The organism is Mycobacterium sp. SMC-16 (assembly GCF_046250085.1).
GTDB lineage: Bacteria > Actinomycetota > Actinomycetes > Mycobacteriales > Mycobacteriaceae > Mycobacterium > Mycobacterium phocaicum.
In genome coordinates this window covers 5,116,510-5,131,918 of sequence record NZ_CP176427.1, presented here as the reverse complement: position 1 = coordinate 5,131,918, position 15,409 = coordinate 5,116,510, and the positions used below count along the sequence as shown (strand labels likewise).

The window sequence follows — 15,409 nt, the reverse complement described above, 5'->3', positions numbered from 1 at the left end:
CCCGACCAGCATTGTGTACAACTTTCGAAAAGTGTATACAGGACGTATCCCCGTCGATCTGTCCAGAGGAGTACGTCGGTGCAATTTTCAGTCCAGGGTTGGCTGACGGACCGGACGGTGTTGATCACCGGCGGTGGCAGCGGCATCGGTAAGGCCATCGCCCAGGGCGTCGTGGCCGCCGGCGGCAACGCGCTCATCGTCGGCCGCACCGAGGCCACGTTGCAGTCCGCCGTCGACGAGATCTCCGCGGCCGGGGGACCGGGCGCCATCCGCTTCCAGACCGCCGACGTCACCAACGAGGACGACGTCGCCAGCGCCGTCGCGACCGCGGCCGCGTGGAACGGCAAGCTCTCCGGCGCCGTGCACTGTGCCGGCGGCTCGCTGACCGTCGGGCCCGTCACGCACCTGGATTCGGAGATGTGGCGCCAGACCGTCGACCTGAACGTCAACGGCAGCATGTACGTCGTCAAGCACACCGCGCGGGAGATGGTGCGTGGCGGCGGCGGCTCGTTCGTCGGCATCTCGTCGATCGCGGCGAGCAACACCCACCGCTGGTTCGGGCCGTACGGCGTCACCAAGTCCGCGCTCGACCACCTGGTCCAGCTGGCGGCCGACGAGCTCGGCGCCTCGTGGGTGCGCGCCAACAGCATCCGCCCCGGGCTGATCCGCACCGATCTCGTGGCGGCCAGCATCTTCGAATTCGAGCCGCTGCGGGAGGATTACCGGCAGTGCACGCCGCTGCCCCGGGCCGGCGAGGTCGAGGACGTCGCCAACCTGGCGCTCTTCCTGCTCAGCGATGCATCGCAGTGGATCACCGGCCAGCTGATCAACGTCGACGGCGGCCAGAAGCTGCGCCGCGGCCCGGACTTCTCGGCCATGATGGAGCCGATGTTCGGCGCCGACGCCATGCGCGGGGTTTTCGCCGACTGAGGCCGTGCGCTGCGCCTGCCCACGGGACTGCGGTCGGTATTTGGCGTCAAACCGGGGCGTTGGCTGTGCTTACGATCGACGAATGACGCAGCCTCCGTACCCGCCGCCCGGCTGTCGAGGGCCTGGGCAGCAGTACGGGCCGCCGGCTCCGCAGTGGCCGGCGGCGGCACAGCCGGGCGCGGGTAATCAAGGGCCGCAACCCTATTGGCAAGCTGCGTATGGTCAGGCGCCGTACGGTCAGGTCCCGCAGGGCCAGTGGCCGCAGTATCCGCCACCGCCCAAAAAGAGCGCCGCCGGCCGCATCATCGGTGTCGTCGCCGCGGTCTTCGCCATACCGGTGGTCATCGCGGCGATAGTCGGTATCACCGCGGGCATCCGCGGTGAACCGCCGACCACCGCGACCACTGCGGACGATTTCAAGGCCGTTTGTAAGAACGGTTCGGTGAGCAATGCCGCCGACTACCAAAAGCCCCACAAGGTCGTCACGTTCTACGAGTCGGTGACCGGGTGGTCGGCAGTGACCATGCTGGGCGCCGGAGCAGACTATGCCGGGGCCAATCTGCCGCCTTCGTCGATCAATGTCGTCGCGTGCCTGTCGCGGCGGGCGGGCAGCGAGAAGAAAGAGGGCACGTGTGACTACGACAGCGGCGGCGACAAGGACCGTGTGAGTCGCTACTCGGTCGACTACGACGTGGAGTTGCGCGAGGCCAAAACTGGTGAGCGCACCAAAAGCCTCGGCTCCGTGCCAGGGCCTTCGACCCGATGCCCGGTTGTGGCTCTGTACACCGCCTCGAGCCACAAAATGTACGGCGACCCCGATAAAGACCAGCTGAATGCGATGTTGAAGGAATTCGCCGCCGGGTAGTGAGTAGCCGCTACTTCGGCGCGACCACGCCGTGGTCGTAGGCGTAGACGATCGCGGCCGCACGGTCCCGTAGGTCCAGCTTGGTGAAGATCCGCCCGATGTGACTCTTCACCGTCACCTCCGAGATGACCAGCCGGCCGGCGATCTCGGCGTTGGTCGCGCCCGATCCGATCAGCTGCAGCACATCGAGTTCGCGGGCGGTCAGCCGGTCGGCGACGTCGTCCGACGGGGCGCCGGGCGCGCGCCGGTAGCCGTTCAGCACGCGCGCGGTGACGGCCGGGTCGAGGTATGCCTCGCCGCGTGCGACGGCGTGCACGGCTCGGATCAGTTCCTCGGCCGGTGAGTCCTTGAGGACGAAGCCCGACGCCCCGGCGCGCAGCGCCGCGGACAGCAGGTCGTCGTCGTCGAACGTGGTGAGCGCCAAGGCCGGTGGGCCGCCGCCGGCGCGCAGCGCGCGGATCGCGTCGACGCCGCTGACGCGCTTCATCCGCAGGTCCATCACCACCACATCGGGACGGCACCGGAGCACTTCCCGCGGCACCTCGTCGCCGTCGGCGCATTCACCGACGATCGAGAAGCCGTCCTTGCGTCGGAGGATCCGGCGCAGGCCCGAGCGGACGAGTTCCTGATCGTCGACCAGCAGGACGTCAACGTCAGTCATGGCGAACCTCGTTGCGTGACAGCCGGATTCGGTGCATGGCGCAGTGCGCGGCGGTTGCCGTGGCGACCGGTACACGCGCCTGCACCGTCCACCCCTGCGGTCCGGGACCGGCCTCGAATTCGCCGTCGAGCAACGCGATGCGCTGACGCATCCCGGGGAGCCCCGCACCGGCTGTTGCGCCGGCCACGGGTCTCGGTAGCTCGTTGTCGACCGACAGGACGGCTGCGCCCTTCTCCACATACAGCCGCAGCCGCGCCGCCGAGGACGGGGCGTGCTTGGCGACGTTCGCCAGTGACTCCTGCGCCACCCGGTACAGCGCCAGGCCGATCCCGGGAGTGACCGACGCCGGGTCGACCTCGATGCTCGACTCCACGTGCAAGCCCGCGTCGGCGAAACTCGTCACCAGATCGGGCAGGTCGGACAACCCCGGTTCGGGGGCCAGCCGCAACGGGGCGGCGTCGCGCGCGCCGAGCAGACCGACCGTCTGCCGGATGTCCGACATGGCCTGCCGGCCGAGACGCTCGGCGTCGAGCAGGCCGTCCACCGCCTCGTCGACGTCGCTGTCCTCCTGCAGGGCGCGCCGGGCGCCCGTCAGGTGCAGCATGGTGACCGACAAGGAGTGGGCGATCACGTCGTGCACTTCGCGGGCGATGCGTCGGCGCTCGTCGGCTGCGGCCTGTTCGGTGAGGACGTCCTGACGGGCACGTTCCTCGATGACGAGACGCTGTTGCAGTTGCAGGATGTGCCCCATCATCGCGGCGATGGCCAGGAAGAACAGCAGGTAGGGCACGAACGTGCTGAGGTGTCCCGTGCGGGACGCGCCGATCAACAGCAGCGCGCTGGCGAGCAGACTCGCGAGGCCGATGCGCATCGGACCCAGCGCGAACACCTCTCCGAGCATGAACATCAACAGGAACGGCGCTGCGTCGAGGAAGACCGGCGGCCAGCACAACAACAGCAGCGCCACCCCGGCCAGCACCGACGCCGCGCTGACCGCAGTCGACGGCTTGTAGCCGCCGACGATGAACGCGAGGATCGGCGCGAACACGAGCCCGACGGCGACGAGCAGCAGCCACGGCTTGGTGAAATCCCGCTGCGTCGCGGCGGTTGCCGCGACCACCAGCGTGCCGGTGTACATCACGATGGGGACCGTGAACGGGTACTGGTAGGCCACGAGCTCGCGCCGACGCAGCGCGAAGTCACGGAGCCAGGCCATACCGCCAGCGTAGAGCCGGTGCCGGGATTTACACATCATTCGCGGGACGGCTCGGGCCTCCTACCACGGTAGGAGGCCCGGTCTCGTCCGCAGCACGACGCTTCCGGGCCTTCGCCGCTCGTAGGTTCGGAATCCATGTGGGACGTCATCGCAAGATTCTGCAGCCGCTTCGCGGTCCTGATCATCGGATTGTGGGTGCTGGCCGCGGCGGCGGGCAATCTGCTTGTGCCGCAGGTGGAAACCACCGCGCACAACCACGCGCGGGGCTTCCTGCCCGCCGATGCCCCGGTGAACCTCGCCGGCGTCCAGATGGACGAGCAGTTTCATGACGGGTCCGGCGGCAACCTCAATTACCTGGTGCTGGAGGGCGATCACCCGCTCGGCGCGCCGGAGCGGGCCTACTACGACCGCCTGCTGAGCACCTTGCGCGCGGATACCGAGGATGTGGATTCGGTGATGGACCTGTGGTCCGACCCGGTGACGGCGGCCGGCGCGCAGAGCACCGACGACAAGGCGGTGTACACGATGCTGCGGATTCGCGGCGAGCTCGTTGCCGCAAAGGCGAACGCCGCACTGGACGCGGTGCGGCGGATCGTCGCGGCCGCTCCCGCACCTGCGGGCCTGCACGCGTACGTCACCGGACCGGGCGCCACCATCGCCGACGAGCTCAGCGCGATCGACAAGCAGATGCTGATGATCACCGGTGTCACAGTCGTTCTGATCGCGGTGCTGCTGTTCGTCGTCTACCGCTCGGTGATCACGTCGGCGATCCCGCTGCTGACCGTCGGCCTGGGCCTCGGGGTCGCGCGGGGCGTCGTGGCGTTCCTGGGGGAGCGGGACCTGATCGAGGTGTCGATCTTCTCGGTGTCGCTGCTGGCGGCGATGGTGCTCGGGGCGGCAACGGATTACGGCATCTTCCTGCTGGGCCGCTATCACGAGCAGCGCCGCGCCGGCGTCGATCACGAGCAAGCGCTGGTGATCGCGAACCGCAGCGTCGCGCCGGTGATCGCCGCGTCGGGCTTGACCATCGCGGCGGCGCTGTCGTGCCGGCTGTTCGCTCAGGTCGGCATGCTGCGCAGTGCCGGATTGCCCTGCGCCATAGGCATTCTCACCGGTATGTTCGCATCGCTGACGTTGTTGCCGGCGTTCATCGGGCTGGCCGGGCGGCATGGCCTGGCGCAGCCCCGCCGTCGTGCCGCGGCGAAGGTGCCCGGCCGGAGCTGGCGCCGGGTCGGGACCGTCGTCGCCCGGTGGCCGGGGCCGGTACTGGTGGCGTCGTCGCTGGTTCTGGTGGTCTGTGCCATCCCGGTGGCCGGCATCCGTCTGGGCTTCGACGAGCTTGCCGCGCAACCCGATTCCACTCATGCCAACCGGGGCTACCAGGCCATGGACCGGCACTTCCCGCCCAACCGGCTGTTGCCCGAGATCGTCTCGATCGAGACCGACCACGACCTGCGCAACCCGGCGGGCGTCATCGCGGTCGAACGGGTGACCCGGAAGATCATGGAGATTCCCGGGATTCGCATGGTGCAGTCGGCATCGCGGCCGGCGGGTTCGCTGCCCGAGCAGGCGGCCCTGACCGATCAGGCCGGCACCATCGCCGACCAGCTCGACGACGGGGTGGCCCAGCTGAGCAAGCGGCTCGGCGCCGTCAACCAGCTGTCCGCGACGCTGGACCAGTTCTCCTCGGCCATAACGCAATTGCAGAACGGGCTGGGCGGCAGCGTCCGTGGCCTCGGGCAGTTGGGCTCGGGAATCGACGCCATGCACGGCGGCATGCAGCAGTTGCGGGACAACGTCACCTCGGTGTCTCAGTACATGGATCCGTTGCGCGGCTTCACCAATGCCAACCCGAACTGCGCGGGCGATGCCATCTGCTCGCTGGTGCTCAAGGTCGTCGAGCCCATGGATTCCGTGGTTGCGGCCACCAGCACGCTGACTGACAGCACAGTGGGTTTCAGCGCGGGCACCACCGAGATGGCCAAGTCGCTGACCGGCGCGCAGGCCTCGGTGCGCTCGATGCGGGCCGCGGTCGACCAACTCGGCGCAGTCACAACACAATTGACCAAGACCGTCGGCGAGACCTGCGGCATGTTCTCCGGCCTGACGGACTATCTGCGCGGCGTGCGGGCGGACTTCCAGGACAGCAGCGAGGGCGGCTTCTACCTGCCACAGCGGGCCTGGCAGGACCCGCGCTTCCAGCGCGCTGCCGGGCTGTACTTCGCGCCCGATGGCCGGTCGACGCGGCTGCTCGTCTACGGCGACGGCAAGGTGTTCGGCACGGACGGGGCGCTGCGCTCGCCCGAGATCCTGGCCGCGGTACGGGAGGCCACGAAAGAGGGCACCCTGGTCCGAAACACCGTCTTTGTCACCGGTTTCGGCACCGGTACGGCGGAGCTGCGTGGCTATGTGTCGGACGACTTCCTGTTGCTCGCGGGCGTCGCGCTGGCGCTCGTGTTCCTGATCATCCTCATCATGCTGCGCAGCCCGGTGGCCGCCGCGGTGGTGATCGGCACTGTGGTGGCGTCCTACGCCTCGGCGCTCGGGGTGAGCAGCTTCATCTGGCAGGACCTCCTGGGCAAGGAGCTGCACTGGGCGGTGCCGTCCATCGCGCTGATCGCGTTGGTGGCCGTCGGCGCCGACTACAACCTGCTGCTGACCATGCGGCTGCGTGAAGAGGTGACCCGGCCGGACGCGGGGTTGAAGACCGGCATGATCCGGACCTTCGGCGGTACCGGCGGCGTGGTGACCACCGCCGGAATCGTCTTCGGCATCAACATGTTCGCGATGCTGTCCAGCGACGTGCTGAGCATCGAACAGGTCGGCACCACCATCGGCGTCGGTCTGCTCATCGACACCTTGATCGTGCGGACCTTCGTCGTGCCGGGCATCGCGGGGTTGCTCGGCCGGTGGTTCTGGTGGTCCCCGGTGCCGCTGGTGCGCGGCGTGCTGGCCCGCACCTTCACGCGCGGTGAACAGGCACCGCGGCAGGGCCGGCCCGCCGGCCGCCGGGTGTTCCGGGCGGAACCCGCCGCGAATCTGACCTGATCGTCCGACGTGATTGCCGGACAACAAGATTCACATCTTCACCGCCAGTAACGGACTGCTGTGGTCGAGGCCGTGGTCGGTGTACGTTTCATCGGCGGGATCACGGTCAAAGCACCTTCCTGGGAAGCTGCTGGGAACTATCGTCTTCCCATGAAGAGGATCACGGATTTTTCTGCTTACGCGAATGTCCTTCCTTATGCCAGCGAGATCTTCGGCGTCTATCAGCCGCTGCTGGGTTGGCGCGCCAAACGTATGGCGAACCGATGGGACCGTGGTTTCGCCGTTGACAAGGCCATCGCCTTCGAGTCTCTGTACAAGAAGTTCAAGAGTCAGTTCGAGCTCACGCTCGACGAACGAAAGCCTTTGGCCCACATCGCCAATTTGAAACCGGCGCAATTGCGGGACGCCGAAACGCGGTTCGGTGGCAGCTTCGTGCTGGAAAGTGTCGCTCGGTCGCTGCCGGCGCTCGCCGACTACCACCCGTCGGTGTGGGAGCGGGCGATCGTGCCCGCGGAAATCCAGCGGACGCTGGACAAGGTGGTGATCCCGAAAACTCAGCAGTGGCACACGGCGGCCCTGAGCCGAGACACCGCCGGCGCCGCAGCGGCCCGGCGGTCGGAGGGAATCACCGGCATGGTTGCCGATCAACTGAGTCGCGAATCCGCCGTCGCCGGTTTCATCTTGTATCTGAAGGAGAACCAGCACTTCGACGAACTCAAGAACCTGTTCTACCGGCCGGACAAGAACCTCTGCCGGCTCCTGGCGCTGCTCAAGTTCCGGGACCCGCTCGAGTACATGGACCCGTTTCGCGACCTGGATCGGGTGAGCCTGTCACCGCTGGGGATCGTGCACCTGTTCCGCCAGTATTTCTTCGAGTTCGACACCTTCCTGGGGCCGCCGGTGGGCCACGTGTGGCTGAGCCCCGGAGCGACCGTCGAGTTGGTCGAGATCAGTACCCGCAAGACTCTTCAGGAACGTATGACCGAAAGCTCGACAGAGACGGTGCTCAAGTCGGAGAAGTCGACAACCGAGCAGGACGAACTGTCCGATGCGGTCAAGACAGACAACAAGTCCGACACGAAGTTCGGGGTCGACACGACGGCGAACCAGAGCTGGATCGGTGGCAGCGCGAGCGCATCGGCCAACATCGACATCGGCAAGACGCAATCGACCGCGCGGGAAGTCACGCACAAACGCATGCGGGAGCAGACCGAGAAACTGTCCACGGAGATCCGTAAGAACTACAAGACGACCTTCCGGACGGTGACGGAAACCACCGACACATCAAGCCGCCGTTACGTTCTCGCCAACCACGGCGACAAACTCCTCAATTACGAACTGCGACGGAAGATGCGGCAGGTCGGCGTCCAGATACAGGACATCGGGACCTACCTGTGCTGGCAGACCTACGTCGACGATCCGGGCCGTCAACTCGGCGTCGCCAACCTCGTGCACCTCGCCAAGGACCCGGAATTGGGCAGTGTCCCACCGCCGGAGTCCATTCCGATGCCGACGCCGTTCGTGACCGAGCACCCGATCGACATTCCGTTCGTGCCCATGACCGAGGACACGATCCCCGAAGACGACATGGACGAGGCGTACAAGGACGGCAAGGAGGTCAACCTCGACACGAACGAGGGTGATCCGGAACGCATCAAGGCCGACTTCGACGGTTTCGTTGCCGTATGTGACCGACCCGGCTACGAGTTCGGCCCCGACGGCAAGGTCGCCGACGGCATCATCGAGTTCGACTACGGCGGCAACGACATCGAGATTTCGGTCCAAAATCTGGTCGAGGGCTCGCCCGGTGATCTGTCCTTCGGCGTCCACCTCGAGCATGTGAATTTCCGAAACGTGTCGCCGCTGCGGGTGACGGCCAAGGTCACCTGGCAGCCGACTCAGGCGGCGCTCGATGAGGTCAATGCCAAGAACACCGTGGCCACCGAAAAGTTCACCGAACAGACTCGCCGCGAGTATGAGAAGGCGTTCGTCGAGGCGGCCCGAGACCGCATCAACAAGGCCAGCAACATCGAGCCCCGGCCATTCGAGGACCTCCGCGAGGAAGAACGAATCATCGTCTACCGCAGCCTGATTCAGGAGATGCTGACGAAAGATCTGCCGATGCCCGACGACCGGACGCGGCACGTCGTCTCCGAGCTGCTCAACACGATCTTCGACGTCGACAAGATGCTCTACTTCGTGGCACCCGAGTGGTGGCGCCCGCGCCTGCACCAGAGCCACCAATCGCTGGGCGGTCTGCGGAAGCCGTCGGATATTGCCGCCTCGCCGGCGCAGCCAGCCGCGAAGTCGGGATCGATCTTCAGCCAGTTGAAGTCCGAGGCCACGAAGAACGTCATCACCAGTGCCGTGTCGGCGACCGTCGGCCACCACAGCCAGATCGCATCCATGGACACCGTGTCGTGGGGCGGTGCCGACAACCGCGTCGATGACTACTACATCACCGAGGAGTCTCATCCGGCCAAGCTCGGTGCGTCATTGGGCTGGCTGCTGCAGCTCGATGGGGACAACCTCCGCAACGCCTTCCTCAATGCGCCGTGGGTCAAGGCGGTGATCCCGATCCGGCCGGGGAAGGAACGCGCGGCGATGAACTGGCTGCAGCGGCTGCACATCGAGGGCACCGACGGGCTCGACGACCAATACGTGGCGCCGCCCGACGAACTGGCCGAGATCCCCCACGCCGGACCAGCCGCCACGGTGCGCGACGCCATCAACCACCTGTGTGACGTGGTGGCCAAGAAGCACAACGATTCCCTGAAGGTCGGCCGTTATCCGACCGAAGAGATCGACGACGACAACCGGGTGTCGGCCACACCCATCGACAAGGTCTACGAGCACGGGTTCTATCCCCTCGACGGCGGTTTCCGCGCGACGCCGGGGACCGAGGACTTCCAAGTGTTCGACCAGTGGGTCGAGGTGCTTCCGACCGATCAAGTGGTTCCGGTCGAGGTCACCTACGACCCGAAGACCGGACGACAGGTGTGACCGATTGGTTCCTGCCGGCAGGCGGACCCGGTTCGCCCGACGAGTGGTGCTTTCAGACCGTCACGACGGCCGATATCAAGATCTACGCCGACTACCAGTCGTACTACGACCGGCTCGCCGGACTGATGTCGCAAGCCAAGGAGAACTGCGACGTCTTTCTGGCCGGCTGGGCTTTCACCGTCCACATGGTGCTGACCGAGAAGTTCGGCATTCTGGGTCTGGTCGACTGCTTGCAGGGAGCGCTCGGGCGGAAGGCGCGGATTCGCCTGATGCTGACACGCTCACACTCGTGGAGCGACAACGCCAAAGAGGTAGCCGACGCGATCAAAGCGAAAGTCTCAGAAGCAGTTATCGACGACCAGTTGCATCCCGACACGAGCTTCCACCAGAAGGCCGCGTTCTTCAAACTCGACTCGAGCGCGCACCTTTTCGTCGGCGGAATGGACGTCGCGCTGGGCAGGCGAACCGACCCCGGCTGGTTCGACGTGCAAGCCGAGATCATCGGGACCGGAGCGCATTTGGGACGCAAGACGCTGGAGGAACGCTGGGAATCGATCAAACTCCCACTGGGAGGGCTCAGTTCGACGCAGCAGTCTTTGCCGCCGGGTTCGGGGGACGCCCATCGGGTGCAGTTCGTCCGGACCTACCCGCCGTTCCCCACGGACACGACGAATTGGAAGCGCACCTACGCCAAGAACGGCGAGCACACCTACTACGGCCTGTTGTCCAAGGCGATCGGCGCCGCTACCGAGTCCATCTATATCGAGGAGCAGTTCTTCCAAACGATGGGCGCCGCCCCGAGCCGGACCAACCCGACGGGCGGATCGTCGCCGCGGGAGCGCTCGGATCTACCCGACCTTCCCCGTTCGTTGGACGATCTACTTCAGGACGCCATCAGTCGCGGCGTGAAGCTGGTGGTCATCAGTAACAACAGAGGCGGCGCGGCCAACCCGCCCCTGCGCGACACGCTGGTCCAGACCCTGAAGGGTGGGGCGAACCCGCCAGTTCTGCTCCAAGTGCCGAGTGCCAAGAAGTTCATGCACTCGAAGGTGTGGATCTTTGACGACCACACCGACGACGCGTTCGTTGTCATCGGCTCGGCCAACCTCTGGCAGCCGTCGTTGACCAGCACGGGCCTTTTCGCTGAAGGCGAGTTCGGGGTTGGGTTCACCAGCAAGGTCGACGGCACTTCGCTCGGCTTCGAGAAGGTCTCCTTCGCCCGGGCGCTGCGAATCAAGCTGTGGGAGAGGCTTCGTCAGGATCAAGACCCGACCTACACCTGGCCCCGGGACAAGTCGGCAACGCTGGACGACGAGATCAAAGAACTGCGCAAGCCAATCGGCGGTGCCGATCCGTTCACGGTGATGGCGTAGCCGTCCGTATCAAGTCAACGCCGGTCAGCCGTTCACCTTCGCGGTCAACGTGATCAGTTGGTCCAACAGCCCGGCCAGTTCTCCGGCACGCCGGTCCAGCGGGGTGAAGCCGTCGGCGCCGAACTCGGTGAACAGGGACAACGACACCTGGGCGCGGACGTCGAGCATCTGGAAGTTCGCGACGATCTGTCGCCACTGTTCCACGGCGCGCACCCCGCCGTCGGCACCGTAGGACACGAAAGCCACTGTCTTGCCGAACCATTCAGAACCGAGGCTGTCCACCGCGTTCTTGAACGCACCAGGGACACCGTGGTTGTACTCGGGGGTGACGAAGATGAATCCGTCGCAGGCATCGATCGTCGCGCTCCACCGCTGCACGTTCTCCGATTCGTACTGCTTCTTGGCCGCGGCGGGAACGGTCGCGGACGTGAGCAGTGGCACGTCGAAGGTTTTCAGGTCGATGATCTCGAACTGGGCGTCGTCGCGCCCGGCCGCCTGTTCGGCAACCCAGGTGCCGACGCCGGCGCCGGCGCGCCCATCCCGAATCGATCCCACGATGATGCCGATTTTCATGTAGTGCTCCTCTTCTGCGTCGTGACCCCTATGGCGGCTCCTGACAGCCTGCCGAACTCGGGGTACCCGCGCGGAAGAATGGCAACCACTCACACAATCAATGCCCGGCGTCGAACTCCACCGACAGCGTCTGCGGCCCACTGACCGCCATCAGCGGCTTCCACGGTGCCGGACCCGTGCGGCGAATGTTCGGCATCCGCTGCGTCAGCACGGTGAGTGCGCGGACCAGTTCCAGGCGCGCGAGATGCGAGCCGAGGCAGTAGTGCACACCGCCGCCGAACGTGAGCATCGGCGGTACGTCATGCCGCGTGATGTCGAACTGATCGGGGTTGTCGTACACCAGCGGATCACGGTTCGCCGCAGCGGTATTGGCGACGACGAGCGAGTCGCGCGGAAAGAAGAACCCCGACAGCTCCACGTCTTCGGTGACATACCGTGGCACGTTCAGGACGATCGGCGCGAACCGCATCACCTCGTCGACCGCCTGGGGCACCAACTCGGGATGTGTTGCCAGGAGCGCCCATTGGTCCGGGTGGTCGCAGAAGGTGTCGACGGCGGCGGCGAGTTGGTTGCGTGTGGTGTCGGTCCCGGCCGCAAGGATCCCCATGGACAGCATGAGCAGTTCGGAGTGGCTGAGCCGGTCGCCGTCGTCCTCCGCCCGGATGAGGCCCGACAGCAGGTCGTCCGTCAGCGCGGCGCGGCGGTCCGTGATCATCGCGTCGATGTAGTCGTCGAACTTTTGCCAGGCCGTGAGGATTTCGGATTCGTGGGCCGCCACATCCCACCAGAACATCTTGAAGATGTCGTCGGTCCAATCCGAGATCATCCGCCAGTCGGTACGCGGCGCGCCGAACAGCGCGCAGATCACCGGGATGGGATAGGGCTGGGCGACGTCGGCGACGATATCGCAACGCCCCACGGCGGCAACGGGATCGACCAACTCGGCCAGGATGGAGTCGATCAGCGAATCGAGCCGGCCGACGGCCTTGCCGGTGAACGCTTTGCACACCAGCTTCCGCAGCCGAGTGTGCTCATCACCGTCGAGACTGAGCAGTGCGCTGCCGATGCGATCCCACAACGGACCTCCGGTGACTCCGCGCGGCACCAGCCCACGCACGCCGGGTTGATGAAACCGCGAGTCGCGCAGAACCGTACGGACCAATTCGTAGCTGAGCACCTCCGGTGCGTGTGGCCCGATGGCCACAGGCGACTGCCGGCGGACCTCCTTGATCATCCGGTGGGCCGCCGCCGGATCGTCGATGGTTTCGTAATCGATCCTGGGCAGGCCGGCATCCGAGACGTCGACGACGGCGTTCGTGGCGATGGTCATCGATGTCTCCCTCGGTTCCGATAGAAGTCACTATCGGGCCGAGCGGGGCGCAACACATCAGCCGAACGGCGTAATTAACTACCTAGTCGAGCTGCACGGTCAGCGCGGCGCCGGTCGCCGCGATGACATCGTCGACGCTCACGCCCGGGGCGGTCTCGCGCAGGATCAAGGTGCCGTCGCCGGGCACGTCGATGACGGCCAGGTTCGTGATGATCCGGTCGACCACACCCTGACCGGTCAGCGGCAGCGTGCAGACCGGGACGATCTTGGGGTTACCGGCCTTGTCGGTGTGCTCCATGAGCACGATGACCCGCGACGCGCCGTGCACCAGGTCCATGGCGCCGCCCATGCCCTTGACCATCTTGCCCGGCACCATCCAGTTGGCCAGGTCGCCGGTGCGCGAGACCTCCATGCCGCCGAGTACGGCGGTGTCGATGTGGCCGCCGCGGATCATCCCGAACGACAGCGACGAATCGAAGTACGCCGCACCGGGATTCACCGTCACGGTTTCCTTGCCGGCGTTGATGAGGTCGGGGTCGACGTCGTCCTCGGTGGGGTAGGGGCCCGTCCCCAGGATGCCGTTCTCCGAGTGCAGGGTGACGTGGACGTCGCCTGTCAGAAAGCCGGGGATGAGGGTGGGCAGGCCGATGCCGAGGTTGACGTACTCGCCGTCGATCATGTCGGCCGCGGCGCGGGCGGCCATCTGGTCACGGTTCCAGCCGCTCATTTGGATTCCTCTTCCCGCACCGTGCGCTTCTCGATCTGCTTGTCCTGCGGCCCGGTGTGCACAATGCGCTGCACGAAAACACCGGCGAGGTGGACGTCGTCGGGGTCGATCTCGCCGGGCTGCACCAGTTCCTCGACCTGGACGATGGTGATCCGTCCGGCCATCGCGGCCAGCGGGTTGAAGTTGCGTGCGGTCTTGTTGAAGACCAGGTTGCCCGCGGTGTCGGCGCGTAGCGCGTGCACCAGGGCGAAGTCGGCGTTGATCGACTCCTCGAGCACGTAGCGCTTGCCGTTGAATTCCCGAATCTCCTTGGGCGGCGAGGCAACCGCGACGGATCCGTCGGCCGCGTAGCGCCACGGCAGACCGCCGTCGGAGACCGGGGTCCCGACGCCGGCGGGGGTGTAGAACGCGGGGATGCCGGCGCCGCCGGCGCGCATCCGCTCGGCCAGCGTGCCCTGCGGGGTGAGTTCCACCTCGAGCTCGCCGGACAGGTACTGGCGGGCGAACTCCTTGTTCTCCCCGACGTACGACGCGGTGACCCGGCGCACCTTGCCGAGGCCGAGCAGCACACCGAGCCCGACGCCGTCGACGCCGCAGTTGTTCGAGAACACCTCGAGGTCGGTGGCACTCGATGCGGCGATGGCATCGATCAATTGGTCGGGGATGCCGCACAATCCGAATCCGCCGACGGCCAGCGTGGCGCCGTCACCGATGTCGGCGACCGCTTCGGCGGCCGAGGCGTACACCTTCGAGGTCATGGCACTCCGTTCATCCAGTAAACGCGGGACCTACTTTTCACGTGGCGCCGCTGACATGGCAAGTCTCTGTCGGAAGCCGGTCAAAAGTGTTCACAGGGTGAGCACCGCTGTCATGTGCGTTCAACCAGTGAACGCATAGGATGTGGTGATGACCGGTCCGAATGTCGTGGCTCGCGTCGGGGCTATGCTGCGGGCCGTTGCCACAACCGAACCCGACGGCGCCTCCACCACCGAGCTCGGAAAGTTGGCCGGCCTGGCCCGGCCGACGGCGCACCGGCTGCTCACGGCACTGGCCGACGAACATCTGGTCAGCCGGGATCAGAAAACCGGGCGCTGGTCACTCGGACCCGAGCTGTATCTGCTCGGTGTCGGTGCGGCTCAGCACCACGACGTGACCGATCAGGCGCGCGCGGTCGTGACGCGGCTGGCCCGCGAGACCGGCGAGAGTGCGTTCTTCTCGGCCCGCCGCGGTGATCAGACCGTGTGCGTGCTCAGCGAGGAGGGCAGCTTCCCGTTGCGCTCGCACGTCCTGCAGGTCGGCATCCGGTTCCCGCTAGGGGTGGCCAGCGCCGGGCTGGCCATCCTCAGCCATCTACCGGCCGCCGAGGTCGACGACTACTTCTCCCGCGAGCAGCCCGAAACCAAATGGGGGCCAACGCATTCCGAGGCCGCCATTCATAAACGCATCGAGCAGACCCGGCGCGCCGGCTACGCCGTCAATCCCGCGCTGCTGGTCGAAGGCAGCTGGGGCATGGCGGCAGCGGTGTTCGACCGGCGCGGTCTGCCGGGCTGGGCGTTGAGTCTCACCGGTGTCGAGACCCGGTTCCGCGCCGGCCGTCGACGCGAACTGGGGCGCCTGCTTCTCGAGCAGGCCCACGAGTTGTCGGGCCGGCTGCAGGGGTGACCCCCGCGTCGCGGCGCGGCC

At 66.4% G+C, this 15,409-nt stretch carries 12 protein-coding genes; 6 read left to right on the top strand and 6 right to left on the bottom strand.

Features of this window, described 5'->3' with window-relative positions; genetic code table 11:
- Positions 1-78 precede the first annotated feature (78 nt).
- Together ACJEIK_RS25030 and ACJEIK_RS25025 are read left to right on the top strand one after the other, a co-directional pair.
- Positions 79-930, top strand: coding sequence for an SDR family oxidoreductase (locus tag ACJEIK_RS25030; RefSeq protein WP_061010310.1), 852 nt, complete (start codon positions 79-81; stop codon positions 928-930).
- Between the two features lie 82 nt (positions 931-1,012).
- Positions 1,013-1,795 (top strand): hypothetical protein, encoded by a 783-nt coding sequence (locus ACJEIK_RS25025; protein ID WP_061005781.1) that lies wholly within the window; start codon positions 1,013-1,015, stop codon positions 1,793-1,795.
- A 10-nt stretch (positions 1,796-1,805) separates the two neighbouring features.
- Here the strand turns inward: ACJEIK_RS25025 and ACJEIK_RS25020 are convergent, their stop codons facing one another.
- Entirely contained in the window at positions 1,806-2,456 is a 651-nt protein-coding gene (locus ACJEIK_RS25020; protein ID WP_061005779.1) for a response regulator, read from the bottom strand.
- The gene (locus ACJEIK_RS25015; RefSeq protein ID WP_267324100.1) at positions 2,449-3,672 is read right to left on the bottom strand and encodes a sensor histidine kinase; all 1,224 of its coding nucleotides are present in this window, start codon (positions 3,670-3,672) and stop codon (positions 2,449-2,451) included. The genes ACJEIK_RS25020 and ACJEIK_RS25015 overlap by 8 nt, the downstream gene beginning before the upstream one ends.
- Positions 3,673-3,807: 135 nt before the next feature.
- Here ACJEIK_RS25015 and ACJEIK_RS25010 point away from each other — a divergent pair, with 135 nt between their 5' ends.
- From ACJEIK_RS25010 to ACJEIK_RS25000, 3 genes are all read left to right on the top strand, one after another.
- Positions 3,808-6,720, top strand: coding sequence for an RND family transporter (locus tag ACJEIK_RS25010; protein ID WP_409430446.1), 2,913 nt, complete (start codon positions 3,808-3,810; stop codon positions 6,718-6,720).
- 150 nt (positions 6,721-6,870) lie between these two features.
- Entirely contained in the window at positions 6,871-9,723 is a 2,853-nt protein-coding gene (locus ACJEIK_RS25005; protein ID WP_064857295.1) for a hypothetical protein, read from the top strand.
- Entirely contained in the window at positions 9,720-11,096 is a 1,377-nt protein-coding gene (locus ACJEIK_RS25000; protein ID WP_064857294.1) for a phospholipase D-like domain-containing protein, read from the top strand. The genes ACJEIK_RS25005 and ACJEIK_RS25000 overlap by 4 nt, the downstream gene beginning before the upstream one ends.
- A gap of 24 nt (positions 11,097-11,120) precedes the next feature.
- Here the strand turns inward: ACJEIK_RS25000 and ACJEIK_RS24995 are convergent, their stop codons facing one another.
- The 4 genes from ACJEIK_RS24995 to ACJEIK_RS24980 form a co-directional block, all read right to left on the bottom strand.
- The gene (locus ACJEIK_RS24995; RefSeq protein ID WP_409430445.1) at positions 11,121-11,669 is read right to left on the bottom strand and encodes an NADPH-dependent FMN reductase; all 549 of its coding nucleotides are present in this window, start codon (positions 11,667-11,669) and stop codon (positions 11,121-11,123) included.
- Positions 11,670-11,766: 97 nt separating this feature from the next.
- Positions 11,767-12,999, bottom strand: a complete 1,233-nt coding sequence (locus ACJEIK_RS24990; RefSeq protein WP_409430444.1) for a cytochrome P450 — start codon at positions 12,997-12,999, stop codon at positions 11,767-11,769.
- A gap of 82 nt (positions 13,000-13,081) precedes the next feature.
- The gene (locus tag ACJEIK_RS24985; RefSeq protein WP_409430443.1) at positions 13,082-13,726 is read right to left on the bottom strand and encodes a 3-oxoacid CoA-transferase subunit B; all 645 of its coding nucleotides are present in this window, start codon (positions 13,724-13,726) and stop codon (positions 13,082-13,084) included.
- A complete protein-coding gene (locus ACJEIK_RS24980) occupies positions 13,723-14,484 on the bottom strand; it encodes a CoA transferase subunit A (RefSeq protein ID WP_061005764.1) in 762 nt (253 codons plus the stop codon). The genes ACJEIK_RS24985 and ACJEIK_RS24980 overlap by 4 nt, the downstream gene beginning before the upstream one ends.
- Positions 14,485-14,632: 148 nt before the next feature.
- On the opposite strand from ACJEIK_RS24980, the gene ACJEIK_RS24975 reads away from it, so the two are divergent.
- Complete coding sequence (locus tag ACJEIK_RS24975; RefSeq protein ID WP_064857301.1) at positions 14,633-15,388, top strand: IclR family transcriptional regulator; 756 nt, start codon at positions 14,633-14,635, stop codon at positions 15,386-15,388.
- Positions 15,389-15,409 lie beyond the last annotated feature (21 nt).

Bases quoted from the DNA above. Each gene is read 5' to 3' on its own strand.
- ACJEIK_RS25025 (WP_061005781.1), top strand. From the start codon at position 1,013: ATGACGCAGCCTCCGTACCCGCCGCCCGGCTGTCGAGGGCCTGGGCAG.
- ACJEIK_RS25020 (WP_061005779.1), bottom strand. From the start codon at position 2,456: ATGACTGACGTTGACGTCCTGCTGGTCGACGATCAGGAACTCGTCCGC.
- ACJEIK_RS25015 (WP_267324100.1), bottom strand. From the start codon at position 3,672: ATGGCCTGGCTCCGTGACTTCGCGCTGCGTCGGCGCGAGCTCGTGGCC.
- ACJEIK_RS25010 (WP_409430446.1), top strand. From the start codon at position 3,808: ATGTGGGACGTCATCGCAAGATTCTGCAGCCGCTTCGCGGTCCTGATC.
- ACJEIK_RS25005 (WP_064857295.1), top strand. From the start codon at position 6,871: ATGAAGAGGATCACGGATTTTTCTGCTTACGCGAATGTCCTTCCTTAT.
- ACJEIK_RS24995 (WP_409430445.1), bottom strand. From the start codon at position 11,669: ATGAAAATCGGCATCATCGTGGGATCGATTCGGGATGGGCGCGCCGGC.
- ACJEIK_RS24990 (WP_409430444.1), bottom strand. From the start codon at position 12,999: ATGACCATCGCCACGAACGCCGTCGTCGACGTCTCGGATGCCGGCCTG.
- ACJEIK_RS24985 (WP_409430443.1), bottom strand. From the start codon at position 13,726: ATGAGCGGCTGGAACCGTGACCAGATGGCCGCCCGCGCCGCGGCCGAC.
- ACJEIK_RS24980 (WP_061005764.1), bottom strand. From the start codon at position 14,484: ATGACCTCGAAGGTGTACGCCTCGGCCGCCGAAGCGGTCGCCGACATC.
- ACJEIK_RS24975 (WP_064857301.1), top strand. From the start codon at position 14,633: ATGACCGGTCCGAATGTCGTGGCTCGCGTCGGGGCTATGCTGCGGGCC.